The sequence below is a fragment of the Microvirga arvi genome (assembly GCF_016892765.1).
Lineage (GTDB): Bacteria > Pseudomonadota > Alphaproteobacteria > Rhizobiales > Beijerinckiaceae > Microvirga > Microvirga arvi.
Map to the genome: position 1 here is coordinate 45,392 of NZ_JAFEMD010000009.1, position 25,369 is coordinate 70,760.

General features: G+C 58.1%; 21 protein-coding genes. 13 read left to right on the forward strand and 8 right to left on the reverse strand.

Annotated features, from left to right (window positions below):
* Positions 1–576 precede the first annotated feature (576 nt).
* Entirely contained in the window at positions 577–1,263 is a 687-nt protein-coding gene (locus ILT44_RS07635; protein WP_204238981.1) for a response regulator transcription factor, read from the reverse strand.
* Between the two features lie 837 nt (positions 1,264–2,100).
* Between ILT44_RS07635 and ILT44_RS07640 the strand changes: the two genes are divergently transcribed.
* The 3 genes from ILT44_RS07640 to ILT44_RS07650 all read left to right on the forward strand — a co-directional run bounded on the left by ILT44_RS07640 (position 2,101) and on the right by ILT44_RS07650 (position 8,198).
* Entirely contained in the window at positions 2,101–5,100 is a 3,000-nt protein-coding gene (locus ILT44_RS07640) for a bifunctional diguanylate cyclase/phosphodiesterase (RefSeq protein WP_204238982.1), read from the forward strand.
* 480 nt (positions 5,101–5,580) lie between these two features.
* Entirely contained in the window at positions 5,581–7,167 is a 1,587-nt protein-coding gene (locus ILT44_RS07645) for a S8 family peptidase (RefSeq protein WP_204238983.1), read from the forward strand.
* Positions 7,168–7,313: 146 nt separating this feature from the next.
* On the forward strand, positions 7,314–8,198 hold the full coding sequence (locus ILT44_RS07650; RefSeq protein ID WP_204238984.1) for an aldose 1-epimerase family protein: 885 nt from the start codon (positions 7,314–7,316) through the stop codon (positions 8,196–8,198).
* A gap of 15 nt (positions 8,199–8,213) precedes the next feature.
* Here ILT44_RS07650 and ILT44_RS07655 read toward each other — a convergent pair whose 3' ends face one another.
* Positions 8,214–8,603, reverse strand: a complete 390-nt coding sequence (locus ILT44_RS07655) for a response regulator (RefSeq protein ID WP_239467989.1) — start codon at positions 8,601–8,603, stop codon at positions 8,214–8,216.
* A gap of 71 nt (positions 8,604–8,674) precedes the next feature.
* On the opposite strand from ILT44_RS07655, the gene ILT44_RS07660 reads away from it, so the two are divergent.
* Complete coding sequence (locus tag ILT44_RS07660; protein WP_204238986.1) at positions 8,675–8,911, forward strand: hypothetical protein; 237 nt, start codon at positions 8,675–8,677, stop codon at positions 8,909–8,911.
* A gap of 76 nt (positions 8,912–8,987) precedes the next feature.
* On the opposite strand, the gene ILT44_RS07665 is transcribed toward ILT44_RS07660, so the two are convergent.
* The gene (locus tag ILT44_RS07665) at positions 8,988–9,203 is read right to left on the reverse strand and encodes a hypothetical protein (protein WP_204238987.1); all 216 of its coding nucleotides are present in this window, start codon (positions 9,201–9,203) and stop codon (positions 8,988–8,990) included.
* A 353-nt stretch (positions 9,204–9,556) separates the two neighbouring features.
* Here ILT44_RS07665 and ILT44_RS07670 point away from each other — a divergent pair, with 353 nt between their 5' ends.
* The 7 genes from ILT44_RS07670 to ILT44_RS07700 all read left to right on the forward strand — a co-directional run bounded on the left by ILT44_RS07670 (position 9,557) and on the right by ILT44_RS07700 (position 17,257).
* On the forward strand, positions 9,557–11,107 hold the full coding sequence (locus ILT44_RS07670; RefSeq protein WP_204238988.1) for a UbiA family prenyltransferase: 1,551 nt from the start codon (positions 9,557–9,559) through the stop codon (positions 11,105–11,107).
* Between the two features lie 82 nt (positions 11,108–11,189).
* Entirely contained in the window at positions 11,190–11,585 is a 396-nt protein-coding gene (locus ILT44_RS07675) for a GtrA family protein (protein WP_204238989.1), read from the forward strand.
* Positions 11,582–12,916, forward strand: coding sequence for an FAD-binding oxidoreductase (locus ILT44_RS07680; protein ID WP_204238990.1), 1,335 nt, complete (start codon positions 11,582–11,584; stop codon positions 12,914–12,916). Before ILT44_RS07675 ends, ILT44_RS07680 begins: the two co-directional genes overlap by 4 nt.
* Positions 12,916–13,659 (forward strand): SDR family oxidoreductase, encoded by a 744-nt coding sequence (locus tag ILT44_RS07685; RefSeq protein WP_204238991.1) that lies wholly within the window; start codon positions 12,916–12,918, stop codon positions 13,657–13,659. Before ILT44_RS07680 ends, ILT44_RS07685 begins: the two co-directional genes overlap by 1 nt.
* A gap of 25 nt (positions 13,660–13,684) precedes the next feature.
* Positions 13,685–13,981, forward strand: a complete 297-nt coding sequence (locus ILT44_RS07690; RefSeq protein ID WP_204238992.1) for a hypothetical protein — start codon at positions 13,685–13,687, stop codon at positions 13,979–13,981.
* Entirely contained in the window at positions 13,978–15,564 is a 1,587-nt protein-coding gene (locus ILT44_RS07695) for a hypothetical protein (RefSeq protein ID WP_204238993.1), read from the forward strand. Before ILT44_RS07690 ends, ILT44_RS07695 begins: the two co-directional genes overlap by 4 nt.
* Positions 15,565–16,069: 505 nt before the next feature.
* The gene (locus ILT44_RS07700) at positions 16,070–17,257 is read left to right on the forward strand and encodes a YihY/virulence factor BrkB family protein (protein WP_204238994.1); all 1,188 of its coding nucleotides are present in this window, start codon (positions 16,070–16,072) and stop codon (positions 17,255–17,257) included.
* Positions 17,258–17,344: 87 nt separating this feature from the next.
* Here ILT44_RS07700 and ILT44_RS07705 read toward each other — a convergent pair whose 3' ends face one another.
* The 5 genes from ILT44_RS07705 to ILT44_RS07725 form a co-directional block, all read right to left on the reverse strand.
* Positions 17,345–17,671 carry a hypothetical protein gene (locus tag ILT44_RS07705; protein WP_204238995.1) on the reverse strand — a complete coding sequence of 109 codons (327 nt, stop codon included), beginning with the start codon at positions 17,669–17,671 and terminating at the stop codon, positions 17,345–17,347.
* A 37-nt stretch (positions 17,672–17,708) separates the two neighbouring features.
* Positions 17,709–18,170, reverse strand: coding sequence for a hypothetical protein (locus ILT44_RS07710; RefSeq protein WP_204238996.1), 462 nt, complete (start codon positions 18,168–18,170; stop codon positions 17,709–17,711).
* A gap of 101 nt (positions 18,171–18,271) precedes the next feature.
* On the reverse strand, positions 18,272–19,816 hold the full coding sequence (locus tag ILT44_RS07715; RefSeq protein WP_204238997.1) for a SpoVR family protein: 1,545 nt from the start codon (positions 19,814–19,816) through the stop codon (positions 18,272–18,274).
* The gene (locus ILT44_RS07720) at positions 19,813–21,120 is read right to left on the reverse strand and encodes a YeaH/YhbH family protein (protein WP_204238998.1); all 1,308 of its coding nucleotides are present in this window, start codon (positions 21,118–21,120) and stop codon (positions 19,813–19,815) included. The genes ILT44_RS07715 and ILT44_RS07720 overlap by 4 nt, the downstream gene beginning before the upstream one ends.
* A gap of 29 nt (positions 21,121–21,149) precedes the next feature.
* Positions 21,150–23,096: a PrkA family serine protein kinase gene (locus ILT44_RS07725; RefSeq protein ID WP_204238999.1), complete on the reverse strand. Its 1,947-nt coding sequence runs from the start codon at positions 23,094–23,096 to the stop codon at positions 21,150–21,152.
* A gap of 578 nt (positions 23,097–23,674) precedes the next feature.
* Here ILT44_RS07725 and ILT44_RS07730 point away from each other — a divergent pair.
* Both ILT44_RS07730 and ILT44_RS07735 read left to right on the forward strand, forming a co-directional pair.
* Complete coding sequence (locus tag ILT44_RS07730) at positions 23,675–23,830, forward strand: hypothetical protein (RefSeq protein WP_204239000.1); 156 nt, start codon at positions 23,675–23,677, stop codon at positions 23,828–23,830.
* 670 nt (positions 23,831–24,500) lie between these two features.
* Entirely contained in the window at positions 24,501–25,364 is an 864-nt protein-coding gene (locus tag ILT44_RS07735; protein ID WP_204239001.1) for a YihY/virulence factor BrkB family protein, read from the forward strand.
* The last annotated feature ends 5 nt before the right edge of the window (positions 25,365–25,369 follow it).

Below are 25,369 nucleotides of genomic sequence, written 5' to 3' on the forward strand. Positions count from 1 at the left end.
AGCTGAATGACTTGACCGATCATTACTTCGGCAGGAGTGCAGACGAAGAATTGCTCGGCTTGGCTTGACGTCCCTGCAGCCGCAATCGTGACGTTGAGTAAGAATAAGGCGCTGTTTCCTGCAATAAAGTTAACGCAACTTTGGAATGCGTGTTTTAATTCGCTGATCTATGAGCAGAAATCGATGAGAACATATGAGTCATTATTACAGTCGCGCGCTATGTCTACGTTTGCCTACCGAATGGGGTATGCGCGCTGTTGGCGCAAAGCGAATGCATGTTCAGGAAACGGACGTCTAGGAGCGAGACATTATCAGAAGGATCTAAGGCTTATGCCTTAAACGGAACCCGCTACCTCAAGGAACTTGAACTATGTCTCAAGGTCGTGATGGTCTGACGAATTGAATTCGCCGTTCAGTTCTTGAAGGCACCGAGTCAAGGTCCGGTTCAATCAACCAATTCGACTGATGCGATCCTGCAGGATGATCGGAGCACATTGATCTTCAGCGCCAGCGAAGGCAGGAACTGTACTGACTGTCGATGAACGTTGACGGCAGTCAGAATCTCTTGTCGGGGAATCAGGAGGCAGCCCCTACGTAGGAATAGCCGATGTACCTTTTTGCATCGATAGGATCATACCCAAGACGCTGGCGCAGCTTCTTTCGCAACTTGCTGATGTGGCCCTCGACAACGCTGTCCTCGACGTCATCGCTGTAGATCCCATAGACGGCATCAAAGATCTGCTTCTTGGTGAGGCGGTGTCCCTTCTTGCGAACCAAGTACTCGAGAATGTGCCTCTCGCGTCGCGGAAGAGCCAGCGGGAAGCCATCGATTTCCGGGTCGCGGCCATCGAAGAAGACTTTGAGCCGATCACCGTCGTCCTGGGCCTTCTTTCCGGAGCTCGCATTCACCCGACGCCAGACAGCCTCAGCTCTTGCGAGAATCTCTCGGACGTGGACGGGTTTACGAACAACGTCATCGAATTTCGCGGTAAAGAGTTCCAGCGTCTCTTCGAGAGAGCGGACGTCGCTCAAAGCGATGATTGGGGCCTTGGAGTAGCGGCGGATGCTCTCAGCGGAATGAACTCGCTCCTCGAAGCTACCCAACAGGAAGCCCTGTACGGCCTCTAAATCGGAATCGGAGGCCGTCTCCAGCCAGTCATTGAACTCATCTGCATACAAGCCAAGGGAGGATATGCCTTCACGCTTGAAGCTCGCAACATATCCGGACGTAACCATCTGCCGGTCATCGACGACGATATACATTTCTTCTGCCCCGCCTTAGTAATTAAGTGCGTATCGTATTTCTTTTATTGCTGCCTATCATTTTTATTCTTTGATCATCATGATCAGGCGGCTGAGATGGAAGCTATATTTTGATCTCATCGCGTACAATACGTAAATAAAGGGAGATGTAGCCCGCTTATGGTTAATGGTCTTTAATCATCATGAATCAAAGCTTTACGCGCGTTCATAGGCTTTCACCTCAATGGAGCGAGAGGAGATCGGGAGCGCCAAGGGTCTGTTGGCTTTGGCTTTTTTGGAATGCGCGGCATTCCCCTGCAAATTTGTCATGGACGGCAGCCATGACTTGTAACTCAATTCATACGTATTTACCGAAATTCGAGGCTACGTAGAACCACCTATACTGCGTCCGAAGCCGGATATGGGGCCGCTGCGAAAATGGGTCAAAAGAACTGGTCTGGGGTTCTCGTCTTACAGGCACCCTAAGCGTCCCATAGCTTCATCCGTTCAACACTCTTCGGCTTCACGTGATGACTCGTGACCCTGTGGCTCTCGGGGTAAGCTTATGAGGTCTCTGTTAACTCTATACTCTGCTCCATTCTGCTGCTTCTTGACCATGAACAGCAAGCCAAGTACCTCATTCATCTGACTATCGTTCAATCATTGCGGACAATAGATCAGCACTATGGCAAGCCCTCTCCCGAGGGCCGCATGACGCTCCGCCATTTTACCGGTCAGCCCGGATCAGAAGTACGCAACGGGTCGAGAGATGCTCGAGGCATGACGCCACTCCGTTGGGTCGGTTGAAGTCCGACATTGTTGAACATCTCATATGCTTTCGAATGGGCAGTTTTTTGCATGATACAGCATCATGGTCACAGCAATCTGCCTCGATGGAAGGAGGTCGACCGCCTTGCCGCGCTTCAGAAGTTCGACATTCTGGACTCGGAGCCGGAAGTTGAGTTTGACAGCATCGTGAAGATAGCGACCCAGATCTGCAACACTCCGGTCGCCTGCATCTCTTTCCTCGATGAACGTCGTCAATGGTTCAAAGCCAAGATCGGACTTGAGCTTATAGAGACACTCCGCGAAGCCTCTGTCTGCAATCATGCCATCCAGCAAGCCGGCCTATTCATTGTTCCCGATTTAAGCTTGGATCCCCGGTTCCAGGGCAGGACCATAGTGGAGGGAGAACCACGTCTGTCCTTTTACGCGGGAGTTCCTCTCACAACAAAGGATGGTTTGCCCCTCGGGATGCTCTGCGTTCTCGATCACGTCGCGCGCCCTGAGGGCCTTACCGAGCAACAAGGAGAAGCGCTGACCACGTTAGCGCAGGCCGCCATGTGCCAGCTTGAATTGAAGCTCGCCATCAGGACAGCCGCCGAGAACGAGGAGTTCACGCGCCGCCTGCTCGCAAGTTCCGATGACTGCATCAAGGTCTTCGACTTAAAAGGTCACCTCCGCTTCATGAGCCAAGGTGGTTTGCGCGCCATGGAAGTAGAAGATTTCAGCAAGATAGAAGGCCGACCCTGGGCCGAGATCTGGGGCAGCATTTCAGGGGAGGATATCCAAAAGGCGGTTGAAGCTGCGAAATCGGGCGAGACGGGGCGTTTTCAAGGCTCTTGGGCAACGATGACTGGAACGCAGAAGTGGTGGGACGTCATCATTACGCCCATCATGGGGCGGAATCGCACACCCCAGGGCTATCTCTGCATCTCGCGGGACATTACAGGTTTCCGCGAGACTGAGGAGTGTCTGCGCAAAAGCGAGAAGCGCCTTCGCGCGCTCGTCGATATCATGCCGCTGTCATTTCACTCCCCCCAGGTTGTGTGGTTCAGCAACCCGGACGGGAAGTTCACCTACTGCAATGACGTCTGGTACGAGTACACAGGTCTTCGACCCGACGAGAAGTCGTCAAATGGCTGGACTTCAGTCATCCAGCCATCGCATCGTGAGCAGGTTCTTGAACTATGGAAGAACACTCTTGGCATGGGGGAGCCCTTCGAGGTTGAGATCTCATTCCGGCGTGCGTCAGATGGCATGTATCGTTGGTTCATCGTTCGTGGGCAGCCGTTAAAAAACGAGAATGGCAAAATCGAACAATGGTTCGGCATGGCCATGGATATCCATGAGCGTAAGCAATCAGAACAGGCTCTGAGGGAGAGCGAAGAACGTCTGCAACTTGCCCTGAAGGCTGCTCACATGATCGCATGGGAGTTCAATCCCCAGTCAGGCGCAACCACCCGCTCAGAGAACGCTCTCGCGCTACTGGGAATCAAGCCGGGCTTCGACAAGACGTTCATGACGGGCATCCATCCTGAAGATCACCATAAGGTGGAAAGCTTCCTGGAGCACATCCAGATGGATGGAGCGAGCTCCGTAGAATGCCGTTATTTGATGGGCACCGGAGAAACCCGGTGGCTGCGCGCCCGCGGAGAGCAAGCCGGACCGGACAGGATCGTGGGCGTTACCTTTGACATCAGCGAGCATAAGGAGGCAGAGAAGGAAATCTGGCATTCGGCCAATCATGACGCGCTGACCGGCCTCCCGAACCGCACCCTTTTTCAGCATCGCCTCGAAGCTGCCCTTCAGCACGCAAACCAGAGCGGCACGAGCATCAGTCTCCTGCTCATCGATCTGGACGATTTCAAGGACATCAACGATACCCTCGGCCATGACGCCGGAGACGCCCTTCTGCAGGAAACTGCGCGACGTTTGTCGTCCATGGTTCGCGGGTGCGATACCGTGGCGCGTGTTGGCGGTGACGAATTCGCCGTCCTCGTCGTTGATCCCCTGAAACTGGACAATGCGACGCGGCTCGGTTCACTGATCGCCGAGATGCTGCGCCAGCCTTTCATCTATCAGAAGCGAACGCTGACCAGCCGCGTGAGCATCGGGATCGCGGCCTTTCCAGACCATGACGGCAACCCAGCTGAGCTCATCAAGGATGCTGATATAGCAATGTATCAAGCCAAGTCTCAGGGGCGCAACCGGGTCATTACGTACTCCCCCGAGATGCGAAGCGTCATCGAGCAACGTGTCTCTCTCGGAAGGGGAGTGCGCGAGGCGATTGCAAACGACGAGATAGTGCCCTTCTATCAGCCGAAAGTCTGCCTGACGACGGGAGAGATCGTCGGACTTGAGGTTTTGGCTCGGTGGCAACACCCCACGAAAGGCATTCTCACCCCAAGCTACTTCGGTGCAGTCTTCGAGGACCACGACATTGCGGCTTCGATTGGCAAGCAGGTCATTGCCAAAGTTGCAGCGGATGTTCGTAGCTGGCTTAATCAGAATCTCCCCTTTGGCCGTGTTGCGCTCAATCTCTCGCCAGCCGAATTCAGCCAGTCGGGTATTGTCGACAACCTTCTAAGGACGCTTGATTGGCTGAAGATCCCAGCCTCGTTCTTCGAAGTGGAAGTCACTGAAACCGTTCTCCTTGGCCGCAATTCGGACAACGTTTCCTCGGCTCTCACTCAGTTCCGGCAGCAAGGCGTCCAAATTGCGCTCGATGACTTCGGCACTGGATATGCCTCCCTCACTCATCTGAAGCAATTTCCGGTCGACCATATCAAGATTGATCGCAGCTTCGTGCGGGATCTTGAGCAGGACTCTGATGATGAAGCCATCGTCGCAGCCGTCATCGGACTCGGGCGGAGCCTGCAGCTTCAGGTTACGGCAGAGGGAGTTGAAACTCACGGTCAGGCGCGAAGGCTGCGCGAGTTGGGTTGCGATCACGCGCAGGGCTTCCTGTATGCCAAGCCAATGGCCGCGTCACAAATCCCGGATCTGTTGGGCCGGTGGATTGCAATGCTTGTCAGACCCCGTCCTGACCGAACAGCTGCATTGCTAGGCAGATAACCTTTCATGTCAGCTTGGCTCACCAGAGTCGCTTCATAACAAGGTGGACTGGCTTTGGACCGCCGGCGTCTGCGGGCGAATTAATGCATTCGTTTTTGATCGTCTTACCAGTTGACCCGCTGCCGCCGCTCAGCTCCTCGGTTGCAGATGATGAACATCGAACTACGCGAACAACCCAACCTCAACGCAGAGTCGTGCGGAAGGCCTTTGGCTGCGTCGGTCATGCAACGTACTGTGAGGAGCTTTGCTCCACCAGATTATTGTTTCCAGCATACAAGTCTGAAGCCATGATAGCTTTGATATAATAATATACTAGAGACTTAGCTAGACCATCATTATATATCGCTTACGATTACATTCTTAATATTGGCAAAAGTTCCAATAACCCAAGTATAGTTGACATCTGCCCTGCAACCGTCACTATCTCATATCCTTGAAATCTCAATTCTCTCGCCAAAAGAATTGTTGGAAGGATGAAGCATGGTTCACGGAGCCTCACCTCTTGGTCTGCAGCTGCCTTTGAACGCATCCGATACAAGCCAAGTGGCTCAGGATAATGCCTTGATAGAGACAGATGTCATCAATGCAGCGCCAAGCAGTGCTGCGAACATCCCGTCAGCCGCTTCCCTGATCAATTTCAGTGGTTTCCGCCAAAATCCTCTTTATGCCGGCATCGATGGAACCGGAACGACGGTGGTCGTGATCGACACAGGAGCCGACCTCGACCATCCGGCGATTGGGGATGACAGAGACGGCAACGGGATTGCCGATCGCATTCTGTTCCAGCATGACTTTTATGGAACGAATGATGACGATGCCAGCGACAGTTACGGCCACGGAACTCATGTCACGGGCGTGTTGGGATCGCAGGACCCAGCCCATCTTGGCATTGCCCCGGGAGTGAATCTGATCATTCTCAAGATTGGCAGCGACACGGATGGCAGCGCTCCGACGGCTGACATGGAAGAGGCCTGGCAATGGGTCGTCGACCATCACGACGACTATAACATCGCTGCTGTGAACATGTCCTATGGTATCAGCAACACCTACCATGACACTGAGGTGCTGACAGAGCTGTCAGATGAAATCCAGACGCTCACAGAAGCAGGCATTGCGGCAGTTATTGCAGCGGGAAACGACTATAACGGCGCACCAGGGGTGAATTATCTGTCCGCTTCCCCTTATGCTTGGTCCATTGCCTCGACGCTTGATGACGGGAGTGCCTTCTCGTCGTTCAGCCAGCGCTCCTCAACCATGTCAGATCTCGCTGCCCCTGGCTCCGACATCATGTCGTCGACGATGGGCGGCACCTATGGTGCAATGGGCGGTACGAGCGTAGCGGCACCGATGGTGAGCGGTCTCGTGGCCTTGGCGCAGGATCTCTCACAAGAGATCACGGGCGGCAGGACGATCCCCGTGATGACGCTTCTTCACCTGATGCGATCGGCGGGCCCCAATGTAACGGATGGCACGTCTACTGTTCCACGGATAGACGCCCTGAAAACGCTCGACGCCGTCGTTGCCTATTATCAGGCAAGCACGAACGGCAACGATTCGATCTGGGGCTGGCGGGGCAATGACTCGCTTAACGGAGGAGGCGGGCAGGATACGATTTTCGGAAACACCGGAAACGACATTCTCAACGGAGGCCTCGGTTCCGATTTACTGCAGGGTGGAGCAGGCAGCGACCGTCTTTTAGGCTTCTCAGGCAAGGACACCCTCTACGGAGACTTTGGCAAGGATGTCTTTGTGTTCAATGCCAAACTTAGCTCAAATACAAATATCGATCGCGTTGTCGACTTCAATGTCATCGATGACAGTTTCCAGCTGGACAATGCAGTTTTCAGGAAAGTGGGATCAGGAACATCCTCCAAGCCACACAGGCTGGCTGCCGACATGTTTACGACCGGCACCAAAGCTCGGGATGCCGAGGATCGGATCATTTACGACAAGGTCAAAGGAAAGCTGTACTACGACGCCGATGGCATTGGCACAACGAATCAGGTTCAGTTCGCCTCCCTATCGAAGAACCTCAAGATGACGTGCTTTGACTTCTTCGTCATCTAAGTCCCTCCCCGATCTGGTAGATCAGCAACAAGCTTCCTGCTCTTCTTGAACCTTGGCATCTGTCTTGCCTAGGCCTCTCACGACCCCATCTGTCTACCCGAACGTCCATGCTGGAATCAGCGTACCGGGAGCAGGAGCATTAAGGAATGACTGTCACCATCTCAAGCCCACAGTTGCGGGCCTACGTATCTGCCCAAGGGGCAGAACTCGTCCGGCTTCAGGATGGGCAGGGACAGGATTGGCTCTGGGATGGAGACCCGACCTTCTGGGCCGGACGCTCTCCTCTGCTGTTTCCCATCGTCGGTCGGGTAAGAAACGACCGCATTCATGTGAACGGCTCAGCCTATGAACTGCCGAAACATGGATTCGCCCGGACGTCTCTCTTCCAGGTCGAAGAAGTGAGCGCATCCATGTGCCGTCTCCGGCTCTGCGCCAGCGAGGCTACGCTCAAGTGCTATCCGTTTCCGTTTCAGCTTGATGTGACCTATGCGGCAGAGGGTGAGACTTTGAGGATCACGGCCGCCGTGACGAATACGGGCGTTACGCTCATGCCGGCTTCCTTCGGCTTCCATCCGGCCTTCAGATGGCCTCTGCCTTATGGTGCTCCCCGCGGGACGCATCAGATCCGGTTCGAGCACGAAGAACCGGCATCTGTCCGTCGGCCTGTGGACGGTCTGCTCAGCCAAGAGGTGGAGCCCAGCCCCGTTCAGGGACGTACCCTTGTCCTGCATGACAGCCTCTTCGAGACGGATGCCCTGGTTTTCGATCAACTCAGAAGTCGCTCTGTGGAGTACGGCGCCCCGGGCAGTGCTTCGTTGCGGGTCGACTTTTCACAAATGCCCCATCTGGGGATCTGGACCAAACCCGGAGCGGGGTTCATCTGTATCGAACCCTGGCAGGGCCACGCGGATCCAGAGGGCTATGAAGGCGATTTCTCAGACAAGCCTGGAGTTATCTTCATCCAACCTGGAGCAACCAGCCGCTTCACGATCGCTGTGACGATCAACCTCCAAGGCGCTAGCCCACCTTAAAAACGCAGATTTGAATCAATGGCTCGTCACGAGCTCGCGAATCTGCTGAACAACATCATCGCTGCAATAAGGTTTCGACACGAACCGCCCGTCATCCGGGATCTGTCCGGGAACTGGCTGATGATAAGCCGAAGAGATCAAAAGCGAGATATGAGGCCAGCGCTGCTGAACACTTTCAGCCAAGTCCAATCCGTTCATGGAGCCTGGCATGTCAATATCCGTGAAGAGAACCTGCACGTCATCGGAGCAGGATTCCAAGACAGCCAGGGCAATGTCAGCATTGGCCGCCTCCAAGACATGAAAGCCAGCTTCCTGAAGGTCGTCAGCCGCAGCCATCCGCACGAGCGGCTCATCCTCGACGAGCAGAACGCAGGGGGAGTGGTGTTGTGAATAATTGTTCATCATGAGGCTTGGAACGAAACTAACCTATGTTAGTTCCTACTGCTCAGGTGGCTTTTAAGCGGGGGAACCAAGCCATGACGTCGCACAAATTTAAAGTCGGAGACCAAGTTCGTCTGGTCAAGCTTGCAAGCACGAATACGGTGGAAGCGTTTCTCAACATGGTCACAACCATCGGCGCCACGGACCCGCAGGAAGTATGGGAGGTCACGCGCGTTCTGCCAGCCGATAACGCCGGCTTCCAATATCATGTCAGAGGATTTCACGAAGGTCCCGATCGCCTCGTGCGAGAGGAGCAGTTGCAGCCTGCCTGAGCCGAAGCCGCCTAGCGGGAGAGCAGACCCCGCGTTGCCGCTGGCATCTTCGGTCTCCTGTTTCTCGAATACGCTCTCAACCGGCGATGCGTAGGGAAACCTCAGGCTTCTGGCTCACATCAGCAGCAGATTGATGTCGGCTTCGGAAATCGTGGAGTTCCTGTCTCACGGTTTCGAGAACCGGGTCGAAAGTCGACCCATGTTCCTTCGCGATCCCGACGAGCACATCGATCGCCCGGAGCAGGCGTTCCTCGGTAACAGGCTCCCACTTGCGTCCTGACCACTCGTCCATCTCAAATCCTCCTCATGGATAGAGACAGACACTGGTCCAACATCCTTGCATGTGGGTTAAGGGCGATGGTTAAAAAACTCCTGCTGGAAGCCTCATCTCCGCTCCTTCGTCATCAAGCCTCTTCCCACAAGAGGCCGAACTGCGCCTGAAACACATCGCGGCCACGTTTGTTGGTCCGCATTCAAGTTCCGCCCGATTGCCATATAACGAAAGCTTGGCGCTGCTAAAGGATGGCGCGCCGTGGTTGGAGAGAAGGGATCGCTTGGCGTGGTGCGGTTGCGCTCCATGTACCATCGGCGGAGCGATTGCCTACGACCGCCGGCGAAGCTTCTCAGGAAAGGGAGCATGGGCCCTTGGCACCATCTGAACTGAAATCGCAGATCCTGCCCCCCCGTTCCCGCAGCCTCCACCATCGTGAGCGTTTTGGACACCCGTATGAGAAGGACGAGGCGCACTGGACGACCCTTGAGATCCCTACGCCCGTACAGGAGGGTACCCGTCCTCTCGTCGTCGATCTTGACGGGACGCTCATTGCTTCGGACCTGCTGATCGAGACGGTCTTCTCGGAACTCGGCCGTCGCCCCCAATCCGTCGTCGACATGCTCATGGCCCTGTCCCGTGGCAAAGCCGCCCTTAAGCACCGCTTGTCAGAGCCGGTCGATTTCGATCCGAGCACATTACCTTACGATCCCGAAGTTCTGGCTCTGATACGCCAAGCGAGGGCTGCAGGCCGCCCCGTCTACCTGGCCTCCGCCAGCCATCAGCGTCTGGTGGAAAGCATCGCCGATCATCTTGGCTTCTTCACGGGCTGGTTCGCCTCGGACGAGACCACGAATTTGGTCGGACTCAGGAAGGCGCAGCAACTCGTCGAAGTCTTTGGAGAGCGCGGCTTCGACTATGTGGGCAATGACGCGGCCGATCTTCCCGTGTGGGGGAAGGCTGCCAAGTCCATAGCAATTCGGGCCCCTGTCGGCGTGAGGCGAAGGCTCGCCCGGCAATGTCCCGATGCAGAGCACCTGAACCATACCCGCCCGACCTGGCGGACCTGGGCCAGGATGCTGCGCGTGCATCAATATGCCAAGAACACCCTCATCTTTCTCCCTCTCCTTGCGGCCCACCTGTTCACTCCGGAGGCTTTCGCCCAAGCCATTCTGGCCTTCGTCGCCTTCTCGCTCTGCGCCTCGAGCATCTACATCCTCAACGATTTGGTGGACCTGCAGGATGACAGGGGGCATCGGAGCAAATGCAAGCGGCCCTTGCCGAGCGGTGCCATCCCCCTCATGCATGGCGTCGTCGCCATTCCCATCCTGTTTCTTGCATCCCTCGCCGTCGGATCCATCGTATCGCTGCCGTTCTTAGGCGTATTGCTCGGCTACTTTGCCCTGACAACGGCCTATTCTTTCGTGCTCAAGCGCATGATGGTGGTCGATGTGATCACGCTGGCAGGCCTCTATTCGGTGCGGGTCGTCGGGGGCGCCGTCGCCACATCCGTGTCTGCATCGGAGTGGCTGATCGCCTTCAGCATGATGATCTTCATGTCGCTGGCTCTGATCAAACGCTATGTGGAACTGGCCAGTCGCCGCGATGCTAACCTCCCCGATCCGACCAGCCGCGACTACAAGAACAGCGACCTCGATATCGTGGCGGCCCTGGCCGCAGCTGCAGGCTTCAACGCCGTCACCATCCTGGCGCTCTACATCTCCAGCGACAGCGTCAACGAGCTCTATTCGCGCCCCCAGCTCCTCTGGCTTGTTGGCCCGCTTCTCATGTTCTGGATCGCACGTGCTCTGATGCTGGCCGGGCGGCGAGTCATGGATGACGATCCTGTGGTATTTGCTCTCAGAGACCGAGGGAGCCTTCTTACCGTGGCAGCCGCAGTCGCCTTGATCATAGCCGCTGTCTAAAGCCATGTCTCAGAAGCAGATGATGGGACAGCGCGAGTCTCTCCTGTCGCCCTGTCCGGATCGGGATTGAAGCGGTGGATCCATGATGTTCGTCCGCTACGTCCTGTTTGCAATCGTTGCCACCCTGGTCAACCTCGGCACCCAGGAGGTGACCATCCGCATCGCTCCTGTTGCTCCCCTGGCCTCTTCCATCGTCATGGGAACGGCCGCAGGCTTCTTCCTGAAGTACATGCTCGACAAGAAGTGGGTGTTCGACGATGACTATGGAGGCCGCCAGCAAGAGCTCCAGAAGATCGCCCTCTATGGTGCCTTCAGCGTCCTGACCACACTGGTTTTCTGGGGCTTTGAAGTGGCTTTCTGGATGATCTGGCAGACGGATCTGGCAAAATATACGGGTGCCGTGCTTGGACTTGCGATCGGCTATGCCGCCAAGTTCATCCTGGACCGAACCTTCGTGTTCAGGGAGCGACAGGCATGACGGAGCTCACCGGCTGGGGACGCTATCCTCGCCATCGATCGGAGGCGCTCCGCCCCGCCTCTCCCAAAGCCCTGCCTCTGCTGATGGCCTCCCGGACAGGGCTGGTGGCCCGGGGCAATGGACGTGCCTATGGCGATGCCGCTATCGGAGAACGGGTCACCCTCCTGGCTACGGGGCTCGACCGCATCCAAGCCTTCGATCCAGCCACAGGCCGCGTCAGCGTGGAAGCCGGCGTCCTGCTCTCCGATCTTCTGAACGTCGTGGTTCCACATGGCTTCTTTCTACCCGTGGTGCCAGGCACAAAATTCGTCACCATCGGCGGCATGATCGCTTCGGATGTCCATGGCAAGAACCACCACCGGGATGGCGGCTTTGGCGATCATGTGGAAAAATTGACCCTTGCCCTGCCGGACGGAAGCACGGTCGCGTGCTCGCGCGAGGAGAACCCCGAGCTGCTGGCTGCCACGATCGGCGGGATGGGTCTCACGGGGACCATCCTCGATGCCACCTTCCGCCTCCGGTCCATTGAGACCGGTTGGATGCGCCAGACCACCACCGTCGCTCGCAACCTTGATGACGCCATTCGTGCCCTTCAGGAAACGAGCAATGCCACCTATTCCGTGGCCTGGGTCGATTGCTTGGCTCGAGGCGCTGCGCTGGGCCGTTCGCTGATCTTTGCGGCCGAGCATGCCACCCTGCGGGACTTGGATGCCCTTCGCCCGGATGCAGAGCCCTACCCAGCCTCCAAGCTCGGCCGTTTGGCTGTTCCGCTCGATCTGCCTTCCTTCACCCTTAACCGCCTCTCGGTATCCGCTTTCAACGAGTTCTACTTTCGGGCAGGAGCAGTGAAATCCGGCTATCCCTTCCTGGTGCATTGGGATCCGTATTTCTTTCCCCTCGACGGAATCGGCAACTGGAACCGCATCTATGGCCGCCGCGGCTTCCTTCAGTATCAATGCGTCGTCCCCACCGCGCAGGCTCGATCCGCACTCGGCAGCATCCTGGAGCGGGTCTCCAAACATGGCAGCGCTTCATTCCTGGCCGTGCTGAAGCAGCTCGGCCCTGGCCATGGCAACCTCTCGTTTCCGCTTGAGGGCTTCACCCTTACCCTCGATCTGCCGGTCAGCGACGAAGCTTTCCCCCTGCTTGATGAGCTTGACCGCTTGGTGGTCGAAGCGAGGGGGCGGCTCTATCTAGCCAAGGATGCAAGGCAGTCGCCTGCAACCTTCGAAGCCGGTTATCCGGGATTGCCCCGTTTTCGCGACCAGAGGCGGGCCATCGGTGCGACCGGCAGGATTTCTTCGCGTCTGTCGGTACGGCTAGGCATTTGATGACACCTTCGAAAACCCTCCTCGTCGTTGGTGGCACCTCCGACATCGGACGCGCCACGGCGCTGCACTACGCTCAGGCTGGTTGGCGGGTACAACTCGCTGCGCGAAACGAGGAGGAGGCCTGTCGAAACGCCGATGATGTCCGCGCTCGCACCGGAACCGAGGTGACGGTTCACCGGCTCGATGTTCTCGACACTGCCGCTTTCGGGAGCTTCGCCGATAGCCTGTCCCCCCTGCCGGATACGGTCGTCTGCGTTGTCGGTGAGTTGGGCGACCAAGTGCTTGGCCAGAGCGACCTCTCCCATGCATCCCTTGTGTTGCGGACGAACTTTGAGGGGCCGGCGCTCCTTCTCGGATTTTTCGCGGAGCGCTTCCTGGTGCGGGGATATGGTACCATCGTCGGCGTAAGCTCGGTTGCAGGGGATCGTGGCCGCGGCTCCAACTACCTCTACGGAGCGGCCAAGGCAGGATTCACGGCTTTCCTGTCGGGTCTGCGCAACCGCCTTGCCCCGAAGGACCTGCGGGTCGTGACAGTCAAGCCCGGCTTCGTGCGCACGCAGATGACGGCAGGCATGAAGCTGCCTCCCGTTCTGACCGCAGAGCCCGACGAGGTGGGCCAGGCTATCTTCACAGCAGCGGAAAAGAACGGTCGGGATGTGATCTATGTACGCCCGATCTGGCGACCTGTCATGATGGTCATCGGCAGTATTCCCGAGCGGTTCTTCAAGCGCTTGCGCCTCTGACCCCGACGTATGGAGGACAGGAATGATGAGGCTCTGGAGTAAGCGCAGCATCCCGTCAGGCCCGATTTTGCTGGCATCCGCAGCACTCTTTGCCCATGTGCCGGCGGAAACTCTGCTTGCCGATGTGCAGATTGTGATGGAGCCGAAACCTTCCGACAGTCCGGACGATGCAAAGGGACCGTTGGCACAGCTTCAGGCCTCCTATGGCCCCTACATTGCAGCACAATTCGACCTTGCAGGAGAGACGCAGCATTGGAAGCTCCACCGCCGCCGCCTTCCCTCGCCCCCACTGACCGTCTTGCAGCGGGACGGCCGTTCATGACGCTCTCGCGAGAACGACAGACGCAATGGGTTCCCGTCGTACTTCTCGCCGCGGCAGCATTATTCGCGCTGCTCCTGGCAGCGCCGGGCCAGACGGTCACGACAGCTTATCTCAACGATCTCTTCATCTTCCTCGATGGCGCACATCGGATTGCTTCGGGGCAGGTCCCCAACCGCGATTTCCACACGGCTTTAGGTCCCCTCTCCTTCTATGTGCCGGCTCTGGGCTATTGGATCTCGGGCAGCATGGGCGGCGCGATGCCGGCAGCCATGGCTGCCATGACCGTCGGACTTGCACTGCCGATAATCCACATCCTCGGCTCGCGCCTCCGGCCGGTGGTGGCCATTCCCTATGGTGTGTTCCTGCTCCTGATCGTTGCCGTGCCCATCAATCTTGGCGAGAGCATCGCATCGCTGTCCTTCGCGATGTTCTACAACCGGATCGGCTGGACTGCCCTCAGCACGCTGCTGGTCATGTATCTGCGGCCAGAGCAGACCCGAGGCCAACAGGATGTGCTCGATGCCCTCTGCGCCGCAGTCCTCACTCTGACGATGCTCTATACCAAGCTCACGTACGGCCTTGTTGCTCTTGGATCCCTGGCGTTCATGGTGTTCGACAGCCGCCAGCGGCGCTGGGTCTTGTGGGCTCTTGGTGTAATCGCTTTGGCGGTGCTCACCATTGAGCTGTTTTGGCATTCGTCGCTGAGCCATCTTGAGGATCTCGCGCTTGCAGGCCAGGTGAGCGGAACCAAGGGCATCGTCGATCTGGCATCGTCGTTCCTCGGTCACCTGCGCGACTATCTGCTTCTCGCCATCTTTGCCATCATGGTGCTGTGGCGAACCCGCAGCCTTCGTCATCTTCTATTCTTTGGCATCTGCGCGTTCCCGGGCCTCCTGATCCACAGCCAGAATTCACAGGCCTGGGGCATCATCACTCTCTTTGCCGGAGCGGCCGTGGCTACGGAGATCCTCCTGCGTTTCGGCATGCCGACTGGCCGTAAGGGAAATCGGACATTGAACATAGGGGCACCACTTTTGTTGCTGGCATTTCTGCTGTCGACGAGCCTTTATTGCTTCATGGCGCTTGGCTTGCATACGATCGCTGCGGTGACACGCATGGGCGAGCCGTTCGGCCTGCCGCGATTCAACGAGCTCCGATTGACGACCCTCTGGGTGCCAGGCGATCGCACCTTTGTGGCGGATTACCTCACAAGCATTCGAGAGGGCGCCCGCCTCTTGGGTGAGCTTCCTGTGAAGCCTGAAAACGTCTCCGTCCTGGATTTCGCCAATCCTTTTTCGGCAGGCCTCGGCCTGCCGCCCTCCCGCGGCGACTATGCCTGGCTCCACTGGGGCCGCAACATCGATGATCGGCATCACCTGCCCCCGAAGGAGCTGCTCGGAAACGTCGATATACTGATGGTGCCCAAGGACGGGATCAACGACGCTCCGCTGCGCCAACTTTATGGAGCCTATATCCGCGAAGCATTCGTTGCCATCCGTGAAACGGACCGCTGGGTCGTTCACCGCCGCAGGGATGCGAAGATGCTCAGCAATCTTGGCAGGTCTTCGGAACATGACCACTGATCCTGGATTGGGAGGGGGGATGGAAACTCACAACGCCAAGCTTGATCTGCTCTGTGAGGGCCTACCACATCGAGGGCCTGGACAAGGAGAGCCGAAGTCGAAGGATTGAGATTGGGGTTCCATGAATCGAACTCAAGCAGCTCGACGCGAAGAGCCAGCGGATAGCCGCCACAAAGGACCCGAAACCCCATAGACCATGCGCATGGATGATGCGGGGAAACTCGGCATGGATCGCCAAGAGACCATGGATTGCGACCTGCAAAGCCTGTGATCCAGCACGCTGTTGCCGTCATCCTAGGCTTCAAAACATTACAGCTTGAGGGAGGCTTCTTGGCTGTAATGCACTTCTCTCCGAAGACCGCCATTGCCGGGATCTCTCCAGGGATTCCTGGCAATCCCTTCCCATGAGTGGCACAAGCACTTGGAACCACTGTCTTATTTGGAAGGTTTACGGTTGGGCCAAGCCATTTCGGCAGGCAATCGATAAGTGAGGCTGTGTCTGACCATGGCGGATAATCCGGCTGTCCAGCAACCTGGAACGCGGCAAACCTCCTCTGCGGCCGCGACCATGTGGGCTGTAGTTCTTGGTTGGGCCCTGGTGAAGCTCGTGGCAGGCGGGGAGCGTCGCCCCATGCCGGCCGGAACAGGTCGTCAAGCGCAGCGCTCGCCTCAGGGCACGAGACAGGCGCGCGGCGCCGACACTGGCTTTGCGGAGAAGCAGCATGCCCCACCTGAGGCTGCATCCGAGAAGGGCCGCGGCCGCAGTGCGGATACGCCAACCGAGATTCCGGCCAAAGGATGGAAGGACATCCTGTGGCGCACATATGAGGAATTCGGCAAGGATCGCGTAATGTCGGTTGCCGCCGGTGTGACCTATTACGCTCTGCTCGCCATCTTCCCGGCGATCGCGGCTCTCGTCTCCCTTTATGGGCTTTTTGCAGATCCGGTATCGCTGCAGGATCATCTCAATGCCATCTCGGGTTTCCTTCCTGGGGGCGCTGTCGACATCATTCGCGAGCAGGTCACCAGGATTGCGTCCCAAGGCAGCGGAACCCTGGGCTTCAGCTTCGTCATTGGCTTGGCAATCTCCCTCTGGAGCGCCAATGCCGGAATGAAAGCCGTCTTCGATGCCTTGAACATCGTCTACGACGAGGAGGAGAAGAGAAGCTTCATTAAGCTGAACCTGATGTCGCTTTCATTCACCTTAGGAGCGATCTTCTTCATTCTGCTCGCCCTTGCCGGAATTATCATCCTTCCCATTGTCCTAGACTTCATCGGGCTGCGCGAAAGTGTCGAATGGCTGCTGTCGCTCGCTCGCTGGCCGATCCTGTTGATTGCCGTTGTGCTGGGATTGTCGGTGATCTATCGCTATGGCCCCAGCCGCGACAAGGCAGAGTGGAAATGGGTTACGCCAGGCGGCGTGGTTGCGGCTGTGCTCTGGCTCGTCGTTTCGATGCTGTTCTCCTGGTATGTGGGCAACTTCGGCAGCTACAACGAAACCTATGGCTCGCTCGGTGCTGTCATCGGCTTCATGACATGGATCTGGATCTCGTCGGTCGTGGTGCTGTTGGGAGCTGAGATCAACGCGGAGATGGAGCACCAGACCGCCAAGGACACCACTGAGGGGTCCCACCAGCCTATGGGTACCCGTGGCGCACAGATGGCGGATACGGTCGGCGTCGCGAAAAGCTGATGCTGTTTCCCTTAGCAACAATGGGACTCCGCCAGGAGACTCATTGTTGATCGGGCACTCTGCGAATGTGAGAAGGTTGTGTGTGCGTCAGGAGGTGTTTTCTGAGGTCTTGCTCGCGACGTAATCCCTGCGCGCCGCGCTATTGGGCTCTACGCCCTTTTCTGCGCACCAACGGGCGAAAGCCTCCGGCTCGATCAGAATGCGACGGACTTGAAGACCAGCGTCTCGACCGACATTTTCATTGTTTTCGGCCGCTGCCAGCCACGTGTCATAGACGGGGGACAGATTGTGCCGGTCGGCCATCATCTCGCGAATGCTTGGATAATCCTCACGCCTGTACCATGGGAGCCCGATCCGTCGCGGCTCATCTACCATTTCACGCCCCATTTCGAACCAGCAACCGAGCCCTTCCATCCGCTTTCCAGGCAAAAGGGCTCGATGCTGCTTGCCTTCAGCTCAGCAGATAGAACACAGCAGGTGCTGCGGTGAGCAACCCGGCTGCCGTCAATAACGTGAGCCGATGGTCAGGGTTCGCAATGCGATGAACTTTCCGGGCGGTCGTGCCGGCCTCCATACTCCACCCATTCATGCAGGAGCAGAGAAGGCGATGGGAGGCTCCCTCGGACAACTCGAAGAACTCCATGGCATCCCCGAGTGTATCCCCCTTCAAGCCCGCGGCACGCAGGACCGGGTCTTCGAAGGCAACGGTGATCGGGGACTCATCGGACCTCAGCTGGGGCCGCTTGTCCTTCGGGACGAACTCGATTTCTCCTAACGACCTCAGGCGCCGCTTCGGCTGGCGCTCCAACACTTCGGCCCAGCGCTCAAGGCGTTCGTGGCGGGACAGGAAACCTTGGTTGAACTCATGTACCTCAGCGACGCTACGCAGCTTCTCTACAGGCTTGTGTTCCATAGGTATTCTCCTGCACGGGAGCCGACCCTGAAATCCAGGGCCGAGCCCAGGGAACCCTATGATCCTTCAAGTCCCTGGCTTTTTTGCGTCAAAGGAGACCCTTAGAAGAGAGTTTCGTGAGGATGCGCCACATGTTCCTGGAAGATTGCGCCGGTGGACGGCTCGACCTCCTTGAGCACGACGGCATAGCCCCAGAGGTTAGCCACCATCTGCAACACCCGCTGAGCGTCATCCTTGTGAAGCAGATTCCGGTTCAGGACATGGTGGTGGAGGATCAGCCGCCGATCCCCGGCGAGGTCCACATCGATCACTTGAATGTCGGGATCACTCCAGCCGATATCGTAGTGGCGCGACAGGGAACGCCGCAGGCGGCGATAGCCCCTCTCGTCATGAATGGCCTCGATCATCAACTCCGGCTGCTCCGGGTCGTCGACAAGGTGGAACATGCGCCACTGCCGGATCAGATTGGGGCTCAAATATTGAGAGATGAAGCTCTCGTCCCGATAGTTCGCCCACACATCGCGCAGAACCGCCATGACGTCGCCACTGCCGGCGATCTCAGGAAACCATTGGCGGTCCTCAGCCGTCGGCTTTGTGCAGATGCGTTCGATATCCTGCATCATTCCGAAGCCGAGTGCATAAGGGTTGATGCCACTGTAGTGCGGATCGTCGAACTCGGGTTGCCGGGTCACGTTCGTGTGCGACTGCAGGAACTCCAGGAAGGCGCCGTCACTGATCTGCCCTGTCTCGTGCAGGCGGGTCATGATGCGGTAATGACAATAGGTAGCGCAGCCTTCATTCATCACCTTGGTCTGCCGCTGCGGGTAGAAATACTGTGCGATCTGGCGAACAATACGCAGGATCTCCCGCTGCCAGGGCTGAAGCCGCGGCGCGGATTTCTCGAGGAAGTACAGGAGGTTTTCCTGGGGCAGTTCCAGAAGAGCGCGGCGGCGCTCGTCGCTCAGTTGCGGCTTTGCGGCAGCCCCCTTGGTAGGCACCGTGCGCCAGAGGTCGTTGAAGGTCTGCTCCTGATGGAGATGGCGCTCCTTCTCCCGGCGCTCTTCGGAACGCAGGTCAGGACGCTTCTTGCGGGGATAACGATGGACGCCGTGGGACATCAGCGCATGGGCGGCATCAAGCACACGCTCCACGGCGGCATGGCCGTAGCGCTCCTCGCAGCGGGTGATGTAGCCCTTGGCGAATTCGAGATAATCCAGGATCCCGTCGGCGTCAGTCCATTCCTTGAACAGGTAGTTGTTCTTGAAGAAGTGGTTGTGCCCAAAAGCCGCGTGAGCGATCACGAGCGTCTGCATCGTCGCCGTGTTCTCCTCCATGATATAGGAAATGCATGGATTTGAATTGATGACGATCTCGTAAGCCAACCCCATGAAGCCCTGGCGGTAGCTTGCCTCATGGAGCGCGAAGCGCTTGCCGAAGGACCAGTGCTTGTAGAACAGGGGCATGCCGATGGAGGCGTAGGCATCGAGCATCTGCTCGGCAGTGATCACCTCGATCTGGTTCGGGTAGACATCGAGCCCCATTTCCCCGACGCCGATTTTCTCGACGGCGTCGTGAATGCGCTGGATGGTGCCGAAATCCCAGTCGGCCCCCTGGAAGAGCAGGCTGTCGTGCTCTATCACGCTCATGGCACCCTTGCTCCTGCCTCCGCATCGCGCCGACGGAAGAGTTCGCGGAAGACGGGGTAGATCTCGCGCCGATGATTGACCTTGCGCATGGCGAGGTTCGCGCCCTTTTCCTGCAGGGTCTCGTAGGTCTGCCACAGGGATGTCTTGTGGTTGATGAACCCAGTCTGCATTCGGTCGCTGTCGCTGCCGACCTCCAGATAGGCATAGTACTGGCAGACCGGCAGGATCACATCCCGCAGCATGGCCGCACTGGTGCTGCCATCGTTGGGAGAGTTGTCCCCGTCGGAAGCCTGAGCCGCATAGATGTTCCAGCTGTCCGGAGAATAGCGCTCCTCCACAATCCGCTGCATCTCCCGCAACGCCGACGAGACTACCGTGCCGCCCGTCTCAGGGCTGTTGAAGAAGGTCTCCTCGTCCACCTCCTTCGCCTCGTGGGTATGCCGGATGAAGACGATCTCCACGTGCTTGTAGCGCCGCGTCAGGAAGATGTAGAGCAGCATGTAGAACCGCTTGGCAAGATCCTTCATATGCTCGGTCATGGAGCCCGACACGTCCATCAGACAGAACATGACCGCCTGCGCAACGGGTCGCGAGACCGGCTCGAAGCGGCGGTAGCGCAGGTCGAGGGGATCGATATAGGGGAAGCGCTTGGTTCGAAGCTGCAATTGCTCCAGCTCCAGCCTCAGCGCGGTCAGGCGCTCGGACGGCTCCTCCTGTTGCTCAAGCCGGTCAATTTCCTCTCGCAGGCTCAGCAGCTCCTGAGGCTTGGGCCGCCGCATGGCGATGCGGCGGGACAGAGCATTCCTCATGGAACGCAACAGGGCAAGGTTTACCGGAGAACCGGTGACGGTGTAGCCGGCTCGCCGCATACCCTGGATCTCGACTGTTGCCACCCGCCGCTTGGCGAGGTCGGGGAGTTCGAGGTCGTCAAGGAAAAGGTCGAGGAATTCGTCCCGGGTCAGGGCGAAGCGGAAGTCGTCTTCCCCCTCCCCGTTATCGCCGCCGGCAGAGCTGCCGCCACCGCCTTCGGGAGGCCTGTCGATGGTATCGCCTTCGACGAAGCGCTTGTTGCCAGGAAGAATGTGGTCGTGCACACCGCCTTCGCCTGACCTCCGGAAGCTGGGCTCGCGGACACCATCGGCCGGGATGGAGATCTCGCCGCCTCTCTCGAGATCGGTGATGTCCCGATCTCCCGCAGTGTGGCGCACGGCCCTCTGAATCTGCGCCTTGGCGCGGCGAAGGAAGCGTTGGCGGTTCGCCAGACTCTTGCCTCCTGGGTTGAGGCGCCGGTCGATGATGTACATAGGAACGCCTGATCTGCCTCCGTTTTCTGTCAGCCCGCCTGCTTCACCCGCATGTACCACTCCACGAGACGCCTGACCTGGCGCTCGGTGTAGCCACGATCCATCATCCTCGCCACGAACTCGCCGTGCTTCTTCTCGGTCTCACTGTCCTTCTTGGAGCCGAAGCTGATCACGGGAAGGAGTTCCTCCACCTGGGAGAACATCCTCCGCTCGATCACATCGCGGATCTTTTCATAGCTCGTCCAGGAAGGATTCCGGCCGCTGTTGCCGGCCCGCGCCCGAAGCGAGAACTTGACCACCTCGTTGCGGAAATCCTTCGGATTGGCGATGCCGGCCGGCTTCTCGATCTTGGTCAGCTCCTGATTCAGGAGCTCCCGGTTGAGGAGCTGGCCTGTATCGGGATCCTTGAAGTCCTGATCCTCGATCCAGGCATCCGCATAGGCCACATAGCGGTCGAAGAGATTTTGGCCGTAATCGTGGTAGGATTCCAGGTATGCTTTCTGGATCTCGTGTCCGATGAAGTCGGCATAGCGTGGTGCAAGCTCCGCCTTGATGAATTCCAGATAGCGCCGCTCCACATCCTGCGGCAGCTGCTCTCGCCGAAGCGATTGTTCAAGCACGTACATGAGATGGACCGGATCGGCCGCAACCTCGATCGTGTCGTGGTTGAAGGTGGCGGACAGGACCTTGAAGGCGAAGCGGGTCGAAATTCCGTCCATGCCTTCGTCGACGCCGGCTGAGTCCTTGTATTCCTGCAAACTGCGGGCGCGAGGGTCGACTTCGCGCAGGCTCTCGCCGTCATAGACCCGCATCTTCGAGTAGAAGTTGGAGTTTTCATGCGCCCGAAGCCGCGACAGGACCGAGAACCGGGCCAGCATCTCCAGTGTGGCCGGAGCGCAGGGGGCGCCTGCCAGTTCCGAACCACGGATCAGCTTCTCGTAGATCTTCTGCTCCTCCGTGACCCTAAGGCAGTAGGGCACCTTGATCACGTAGATGCGGTCGATGAACGCCTCGTTGTTCTTGTTGGCGCGGAAAGTCTGCCACTCCGCTTCGTTGGAATGGGCCAGGATGATGCCGGTGAAGGGGATGGAGCCGATATTCTCCGTTCCGACGTAGTTCCCCTCTTGTGTGGCCGTGAGCAGAGGGTGCAGCATCTTGATCGGCGCCTTGAACATCTCGACGAATTCGAGAATGCCCTGGTTGGCCCGGTTGAGGCCGCCAGAATAGCTGTAGGCGTCGGGATCGGACTGGGAGAGCGTCTCGAGCTTGCGGATGTCGACCTTGCCGACGAGGGACGAGATATCCTGGTTGTTCTCGTCGCCCGGCTCCGTCTTGGCAACCCCGATCTGCCGCATGCGGGACGGGTTGATCTTGACCACCCGGAACTTGGAAATATCGCCCTTGAACTCGTCGAGCCGTTTGATCGCCCAGGGGCTGAGAAGATTGGTCAGGCGCCGCTGAGGAATGCCGTAGCGCTCCTCCAGCATGGGGCCCATCTGCTCCGGATCGAAAAGCCCGAGCGGGCTCTCGAAGACCGGGCTGATCTCGTCGCCTGCCTTCAGGACATAGATGGGGTTGACCTCCATCAGTGCCTTCAGCCGCTCCGCGAGGGAGGACTTACCGCCGCCGACCGGACCGAGAAGGTAGAGGATCTGCTTGCGTTCTTCCAGCCCTTGCGCAGCATGACGGAAGAAGCTGACGATCATCTCGATCGTCTCTTCCATCCCATAGAATTCGGAGAAGGCCGGATAGACCCGGATCGTGCGGTTCATGAAGATGCGGCCGAGCCGCGCATCCTTCGAGGTATCGACGAGTTTCGGCTCGCCGATGGCTGCCAGGATGCGCTCGGGAGCGCTCGCATACATCATGGGATCGGTGCGGCACCCTTCCAGGTATTCCGCCAGGGACATCTCCGCCTCGCGGCGGGTCTCATAGGCCTTCAAGAAACTCGAGAACAGGTCGTCGGAATGAAGCATGGCGCCACCGAAATCCAATCCCTCTCAGAGACAACTATTGTGCACCGCTAAGGTTGCCCAGACCATGCGATACTATGATGCGGCCCAATGGTGCGGCATATCCCTTTCGTTGTGGCGGTTGATGGCAGATCGCGACAAATCCGGCTCATTTCGGGTTTTTCCGCGCGACCTGGAAGTATGCCCGCCCTGGACAATCAGCGTCGCGGATTGCGGGCAGAACGGCAAGTTAAAGTTTTTCACCACCGCTCGAATCCGGTGTGCCGCATTGCCGCCTGTACAGTCATAAAGCGACGTTTCCTCAAGCTGTCACAAGCCCTTACTCAAGATGTGGGGACGGGCGATGAGGACGCCAGACTCCGGCGATTCAATTGCACGTGACCATGTGGAAAAGCCGCTACCCGCTGCAATGCAGCAAAAGCGTGGCATCCATCATGAACGAACCCTGCCCGCATCCGTTGACGGCGGATCGATGGCACCTATCGGCTTTAGCGGTTGAATACCCAACGGGACTTACCCCTTCAGTCCGCTTTATCTGGAGAACTTTCCTGTGGTCAAAGCTTTCAGCTACGCCGCCCAGGATGCGACCACACCGTTTTCCTCCCTCAAGCTTCGAGCGCCTGGAGCCGGGCGAGCGGGAGATCCAAATCATCCCGGTTCAGAGGATCAACGAGGCCTATGAGCGGATGCTCGACAGCGGCGTCAAATACCGCTTCGTCATCGGATGGCCTCCCTGAAGCAGGAGGCTACAGCTTAAGTTCCTGCCAAAGGCAGCCCGATGCTGGTCTACGACGATGTCGAGACGAATGAGACGGTTGGCGCCAAACAGGCCGCGATCACGGGGACCTTCTGTCGGAAGCCCTTTTCAAACCGACCGGCAGCGGAGGGAGCATCCCTCGCCGAGCTGCGCCATATGGCTCTTTACAATAACGGCCAAGCCCTGGGGTCTGGTGCAACCTCGGCCTTTGAGCCATCCCTGGCCAATCCTGGCACGCTTGAGAGCCAAGTACGCCGGGCTTGTGGAGCGATAACCGAATGCATGTATGGGAGTGACTTGTTTCAGGCGACAAGCTGATCAAAACGGACGCACTGGATCACAGCTTGGCCTATGATCTTGTCGGCTGTCAGTCTGGGATCCGGTATCCGGATCTGATTGCCTTCATGCTTCCTTTTTATCTCGCCGTCCTGATGGGCCCCTGTCTCATGGCGGCAGGAGCCCTAGGTGAAGGCCAGGAAGCCGCCCGCCTGCGCCAGGACACTCAGCGCTACGCCCACAACCTGCGAAAGCGCCTAAACCGGTTCCATGGGTCCGACCCTTCGCAGGAACAAGCAGAAGCGCCAGCCAGTTAATGGCCAAGCAACATCCTCACAGCGCCGGGCAACGGAACCGGCAGGATCGGTTCTTGCATGCTTTCCGAGACGTGGCGGCTCTTGAAGGTGGCATTCGCGGGCTGGTGGAACGACCGCGCCATGAGCCTCGGCGCTTCCATCGCCTTCTTCACCGTGTTCTCGCTGGCCCCGATGCTGCTTGCCGCGATCGCCGTCGCCGGGCTTGCCTTCGGCCGGGAGGCGGCACAGGGCGCCATCGTGGCCGAACTCGGAGGGATGATCGGCAACAACGAGGCTTCGGCCCTGGAGGCCATGATCGCCGGCGCCAGCAACGTGGGATCGGGCATCATCGGCATGACAATCGGCGTCGTGACCTTTCTCCTCCTGGTCACGGGTGCCGTCGTCGAATTGCAGGATGATCTGAACATCATCTGGAAGGCGAAGCCGCCCGCAAGCTATGGCGTCCTGGACTTCATCCGCACGAGGCTCGTCAGCTTCGCACTGGTGCTCGGGATCGGCTTTCTTCTTCTCGTTTCCCTGGTGATCGACACCGGTCTGACGGCTATCGGGTCCTATCTCGAGGCAAACTTCTCAGGTGCGACGGCGATCCTCCACTTCCTCAATAGTCTCGTCGCCTTTGCCGTCGCCACGCTCCTGTTTGCGATGATGTTCAAGCTCCTGCCATCCGTTCACATCGAATGGAGCGATGTCTGGACCGGCTCCCTCGTCACGGCGCTTCTGTTCACCATCGGCAAGTTCCTGATCGGCTACTATCTCGGGAAGAGCAATGTGGCCTCGAGCTATGGCGCCGCCGCCTCCATCATCACGATCCTGCTCTGGATCTATTACTCATCCCTGATCCTGCTCTTCGGCGCGGAATTCACCAAGGCGTATGCGGAAAGCCGGGGGAGCCGGAGCGGCCGCAAGACGGTGGGTCCATAAAAAGA

Excerpts from the sequence above, each read along its gene's own strand:
- ILT44_RS07635 (WP_204238981.1), bottom strand. The coding sequence starts at position 1,263 with ATGTATATCGTCGTCGATGACCGGCAGATGGTTACGTCCGGATATGTT.
- ILT44_RS07640 (WP_204238982.1), top strand. The coding sequence starts at position 2,101 with ATGATACAGCATCATGGTCACAGCAATCTGCCTCGATGGAAGGAGGTC.
- ILT44_RS07645 (WP_204238983.1), top strand. The coding sequence starts at position 5,581 with ATGGTTCACGGAGCCTCACCTCTTGGTCTGCAGCTGCCTTTGAACGCA.
- ILT44_RS07650 (WP_204238984.1), top strand. The coding sequence starts at position 7,314 with ATGACTGTCACCATCTCAAGCCCACAGTTGCGGGCCTACGTATCTGCC.
- ILT44_RS07655 (WP_239467989.1), bottom strand. The coding sequence starts at position 8,603 with ATGATGAACAATTATTCACAACACCACTCCCCCTGCGTTCTGCTCGTC.
- ILT44_RS07660 (WP_204238986.1), top strand. The coding sequence starts at position 8,675 with ATGACGTCGCACAAATTTAAAGTCGGAGACCAAGTTCGTCTGGTCAAG.
- ILT44_RS07665 (WP_204238987.1), bottom strand. The coding sequence starts at position 9,203 with ATGGACGAGTGGTCAGGACGCAAGTGGGAGCCTGTTACCGAGGAACGC.
- ILT44_RS07675 (WP_204238989.1), top strand. The coding sequence starts at position 11,190 with ATGATGTTCGTCCGCTACGTCCTGTTTGCAATCGTTGCCACCCTGGTC.
- ILT44_RS07680 (WP_204238990.1), top strand. The coding sequence starts at position 11,582 with ATGACGGAGCTCACCGGCTGGGGACGCTATCCTCGCCATCGATCGGAG.
- ILT44_RS07685 (WP_204238991.1), top strand. The coding sequence starts at position 12,916 with ATGACACCTTCGAAAACCCTCCTCGTCGTTGGTGGCACCTCCGACATC.
- ILT44_RS07690 (WP_204238992.1), top strand. The coding sequence starts at position 13,685 with ATGAGGCTCTGGAGTAAGCGCAGCATCCCGTCAGGCCCGATTTTGCTG.
- ILT44_RS07695 (WP_204238993.1), top strand. The coding sequence starts at position 13,978 with ATGACGCTCTCGCGAGAACGACAGACGCAATGGGTTCCCGTCGTACTT.
- ILT44_RS07700 (WP_204238994.1), top strand. The coding sequence starts at position 16,070 with ATGGCGGATAATCCGGCTGTCCAGCAACCTGGAACGCGGCAAACCTCC.
- ILT44_RS07705 (WP_204238995.1), bottom strand. The coding sequence starts at position 17,671 with ATGGAAGGGCTCGGTTGCTGGTTCGAAATGGGGCGTGAAATGGTAGAT.
- ILT44_RS07710 (WP_204238996.1), bottom strand. The coding sequence starts at position 18,170 with ATGGAACACAAGCCTGTAGAGAAGCTGCGTAGCGTCGCTGAGGTACAT.
- ILT44_RS07715 (WP_204238997.1), bottom strand. The coding sequence starts at position 19,816 with ATGAGCGTGATAGAGCACGACAGCCTGCTCTTCCAGGGGGCCGACTGG.
- ILT44_RS07720 (WP_204238998.1), bottom strand. The coding sequence starts at position 21,120 with ATGTACATCATCGACCGGCGCCTCAACCCAGGAGGCAAGAGTCTGGCG.
- ILT44_RS07725 (WP_204238999.1), bottom strand. The coding sequence starts at position 23,096 with ATGCTTCATTCCGACGACCTGTTCTCGAGTTTCTTGAAGGCCTATGAG.
- ILT44_RS07730 (WP_204239000.1), top strand. The coding sequence starts at position 23,675 with ATGCGACCACACCGTTTTCCTCCCTCAAGCTTCGAGCGCCTGGAGCCG.
- ILT44_RS07735 (WP_204239001.1), top strand. The coding sequence starts at position 24,501 with ATGCTTTCCGAGACGTGGCGGCTCTTGAAGGTGGCATTCGCGGGCTGG.